Below are 3,858 nucleotides of genomic sequence, written 5' to 3'. Positions count from 1 at the left end.
GCCACCGCCGCCGCGACGGCCAGTACCGCGGTCAATCTCCCGGTCCTCACAACCCGGCCCTCCCCAGTTCGAGTGACTCCCGCGGTCAGAAGCCTACGGAGCCGCGGCCGTCCATGTCAGGAGCTTCCGCGCGGCGACTTGCGAGCGAGCGGGACGCACACCCGGCGTCGTACGGCATCATGAGGGCACGGGGGTACGTGAGGGAAAGGACATCGATGACGGAACCGGCACAGTCGCCGCGGCCCGAACCGGATCGGGAGCTGCCCGACGCCGGCGAGGGTGATGGCAAGGGCATCTACTGGATGCTGAAGAACGTGCTGATCGGCCCGCCGGTGAAGCGCATCTTCCGCCCGAAGGTCGAGGGCGCCGAGCACATCCCGGCGCAGGGGCCGGCGATCATCGCCAGCAACCACCTGTCGTACGCCGACTGGATCTTCATGCCGCTGGTGGTCCGTCGCCGGGTCACCTTCGTGGCCAAGTCGGACTACTTCGTCGGCGCCGGGATCAAGGGGCTGCTCCAGCGGGGGTTCTTCAAGGGCACCGGCCAGGTGCCGATCGACCGGTCCGGCGGCTCTGCCTCCGAAGGCGCGATCCGGGCCGGGATGAAGGTGCTGGAGCGCGGCGAACTGTTCGGCATCTACCCCGAGGGGACCCGCTCGCACGACGGCAAGCTCTACAAGGGCCGGACCGGCGTCGCCCGGCTGGCGCTCGAGGCGAAGGTCCCGGTGATCCCCTGTGGCGTGATCGGTACCGACGTGGTCGCCCCGCCGGGCAAGATCGTCGCCTCGCTCGCCTCCCCCACGGTCAAGTTCGGCGAGCCGCTGGACTTCTCCCGGTACGACGGGATGGAGGGCGACCGGCTGATCCTGCGGGCCGTCACCGACGAGATCATGTACCGGATCATGGAGCTGTCGGGCCAGGAGTACGTCGATCTGTACGCCACCAAGGCCAAGGCGCTCGAGGGCCGGGCCACCACCGGCGCCCCCAAGAAGGTCCGCAAGTCGGACACCTGATCCGCTGACTGAGACAGCACACGGCTAGGCTGGGTGATCGTGGACGGACCGATCGCTTATCAGGGTGAGCCAGGCGCCAACTCAGCAATGGCGTGCACTGAGATGTTCCCGGACCGTGAGCAGCTGCCCTGTACGACGTTCGAGGACGCACTCGAGGCCGTCAGTACAGGTGCGGCCGGGCTCGCCATGATCCCGGTGGACAACTCGATCGCCGGCCGGGTGGCGGACATCCACCACCTGCTGCCGGAGTCCGGGCTGCACATCATCGGCGAGCACTTCCTGCCGATCCACTTCCAGCTGCTCGGGGTCGAGGGAGCCAGGCTGGAGTCGATCAAGACGGTCCGCAGCCACGTGCACGCGCTCGGCCAGTGCCGCAAGATCATCCGCGAACACGGCTGGTCCACGGTGGTCGCCGACGACACCGCCGGCGCCGCCCGCGAGGTCGCCGAGCTGGCCGATCCGTCGGTCGCCGCCCTGTCTCCGCGTGCCGCGGCCGATCTCTACAACCTGAAGACCCTCGCGGAAGACGTCGAGGACGAGCACCACAACACGACCCGCTTCCTGGTGCTGTCGCGGGAACCGGAGGTGCCGCCGGTGGACTCCGGGCCGGTCATCACCAGCTTCGTCTACCGGGTCCGGAACGTGTCGGCCGCGCTGTACAAGGCACTCGGCGGGTTCGCCACGAACAACGTCAACATGACCAAGCTGGAGAGCTACCAGCTCGGCGGGACGTTCTTCGCGACCCAGTTCTACGCCGACGTCGAGGGCCACCCCGACGAGCCCAACGTGGCGCTCGCGCTGGAGGAACTCGCCTTCTTCTCGGTCGAGGTCCGCGTACTCGGCGTCTACCCCGCGCACCCCTTCCGCGCCCAGATCGCCGAACCAGCCGCCAACCGCGCCCTCCGCCCCCACCACTAATTCGGGGGCGCCCGGCCGCGGACGGCCATAGGCTCGCGGGATGGAAATTGTGGTGGTGGACGGGCGGGACAGGGAGCAGTTCGGGCGGTTCTTCGCGCTGCGGGACGAGGTGCGGCGGGCGGAGCAGGAGTTCCCGGTCGGACTCGGGCTGGACGAGGCACGAGTGCTGATGGCCGAGGAGCACAGTGATGTCCGGGCCGAGGGGCTCGGGGTGGTCGACGGGGAAACCTGGCTCGGCATGGCGTGGCTCGACTGGTGGTTGCAGGACAACACCCACTCTGTGGATGTGGAGCTCGTGGTTGCCCCGCAGTACCGGCGTACCGGCGTCGGCACGCTGCTGCTCGAAGCCGTCATCGCACGAGCACGCGAGGACGGCCGCCGGCTGCTGGCCGGCTCCATGCTGGCCGACGCCTCGACCGGAGAAAGCGCCGGTACTGCGTTCGCCGCGGCCCGGGGGTTCGAACGCAAGCACGTCGAACTGCACCAGGTGCTCGAACTGCCGTTGTCCGACGAACGGATCAGCGAGCTGGAGCGACCTGTTCCCGGCTACGAACTCCTGCAATGGCGTGAGCACACTCCGGACGAGTGGCTCGAGGAGTTCGCGGGTGCGCTGAGCTGGGCGACCGTGGACATCCCGCATGGCGATCGTGACCTCGAGCCGACCCAGTGGACGCCTGACCGGGTCCGCGAGGCCGAGGACAGGCGGCTCAAGCAGGGACGGTTCTGCCACACGACGGTTGCGGTCGCTCCCGACGGACGGCTGGCGGCGTACACACAGATGGGCGGCGGCGCGGCTAACCCGGAGCGGCTGTTCCAGTGGGACACGTTCGTGCATCCGGCGCATCGCGGCCGGCGGCTCGGCATGGCGGTGAAGATCCCGAACCTGCGCTCGCTGCAGTCGGAACTGGACCACCCGGCCGTGCTGCACACCTGGAACGCGCCCGAGAACGCGCCGATGATCGCCGTCAACGAGCACCTGGGATTCCGTCCTGTCGCCCACCGTTCCCTCTGGCAACGCGAGCTCAGCTGACCGGTGGAGTCAGTCGCGGGTCAGCCCTGGCGGGAGGGCGTCCTCGTCGGGCGCGACGCGGCGGGCGTTGACCAGCGGATTGCGCTGCAGGGCGGTGGCCAGGGCATCGGTGCCGCCGAGGTCGGTCCAGGTGTCGTCCCAGAGGGCCGAGACGAGCCAGGAGTGGTCTGCGGGGAAGAACAGATCGGGCAGTGGTCCGTCGCCTCGCATGTGACCTGTCCGCCAGGTGAGGGCTTGTTCGGGTCCGGCCTCGACCAGGACGTACGGCCAGTTCCAGTACAGGGACACCTTCGGCGCGAGCGGGAAGACGACGTCGTGAGCACCGGTGTCGAGGTACCCCAGCCACCAGGGCTGGGCAGCGGTGTGCTGGATCAGCTCCTCGACCACGGCTCGTTCATGGGCCTCGAAGCTGACGCCGTCGGGCGGATAGAAGGTGGCGTATGCGTCGAACACCGGCGGGATCGCCGTGGTGATCGAGAGGCCCTGTGTGGTCTGGCCGGCGACCCAGGCGACGTCGCCCTCGGTGCCGACCCGCCAGCTTCGCCCGTCCTTGGTGACATCCATGCAGCCCATCCAACCCGACCGGCGGTCAGGTGAAGGTCCACGTCGGGTAGGCGGTGGACAGAGTCGGGCGGTGACCGGCCCAGTCGATTGCGCTGGCCCGGGCGGGATCCAGTACGTCGGGTACGCCGGAGGAGATGCGGTAGCCCCAGGTGAAGGCGGCTACTGGTTCGAGGGTTCGGGAGTGCATCACGTCCGGAGCGATCACCAGGAAGGTGTCGGCCCGCCATTCGCCGTCGGGGTGGTCCGGGTTCGCGGGGGCGTCGAAGAACGTGGGCAGGTGGCCGTAGGCGTAGAGCGGGCCGGCTTCGGCGAGGAACGGCAGCACGTCGACCG

General features: G+C 69.1%; 4 protein-coding genes and 1 pseudogene. 3 read left to right on the top strand and 2 right to left on the bottom strand.

Annotation, left to right across the window (positions count from 1 at the left end; all coding sequences use genetic code 11):
• Positions 1-215: 215 nt before the first annotated feature.
• From VFG33_RS24455 to VFG33_RS24445, 3 genes are read left to right on the top strand one after another with little or no spacing between them, the layout of a single operon-like run.
• Entirely contained in the window at positions 216-1,013 is a 798-nt protein-coding gene (locus tag VFG33_RS24455) for a lysophospholipid acyltransferase family protein (RefSeq protein WP_325055279.1), read from the top strand.
• A gap of 39 nt (positions 1,014-1,052) precedes the next feature.
• Complete coding sequence (locus VFG33_RS24450; protein ID WP_325055278.1) at positions 1,053-1,931, top strand: prephenate dehydratase; 879 nt, start codon at positions 1,053-1,055, stop codon at positions 1,929-1,931.
• Between the two features lie 40 nt (positions 1,932-1,971).
• Entirely contained in the window at positions 1,972-2,961 is a 990-nt protein-coding gene (locus tag VFG33_RS24445; RefSeq protein ID WP_325055277.1) for a GNAT family N-acetyltransferase, read from the top strand.
• A 9-nt stretch (positions 2,962-2,970) separates the two neighbouring features.
• Here the strand turns inward: VFG33_RS24445 and VFG33_RS24440 are convergent, their stop codons facing one another.
• Together VFG33_RS24440 and VFG33_RS24435 are read right to left on the bottom strand one after the other, a co-directional pair.
• Positions 2,971-3,525, bottom strand: coding sequence for a hypothetical protein (locus VFG33_RS24440; RefSeq protein WP_325055276.1), 555 nt, complete (start codon positions 3,523-3,525; stop codon positions 2,971-2,973).
• A gap of 25 nt (positions 3,526-3,550) precedes the next feature.
• Positions 3,551-3,858: pseudogene (locus tag VFG33_RS24435) on the bottom strand (hypothetical protein); the annotation flags it as partial.

The organism is Kribbella sp. (assembly GCF_035687465.1).
Classification (GTDB): domain Bacteria; phylum Actinomycetota; class Actinomycetes; order Propionibacteriales; family Kribbellaceae; genus Kribbella.
Note: the sequence above shows the minus strand (reverse complement) of the source record. Positions and strands in the feature narration are given on the sequence as shown.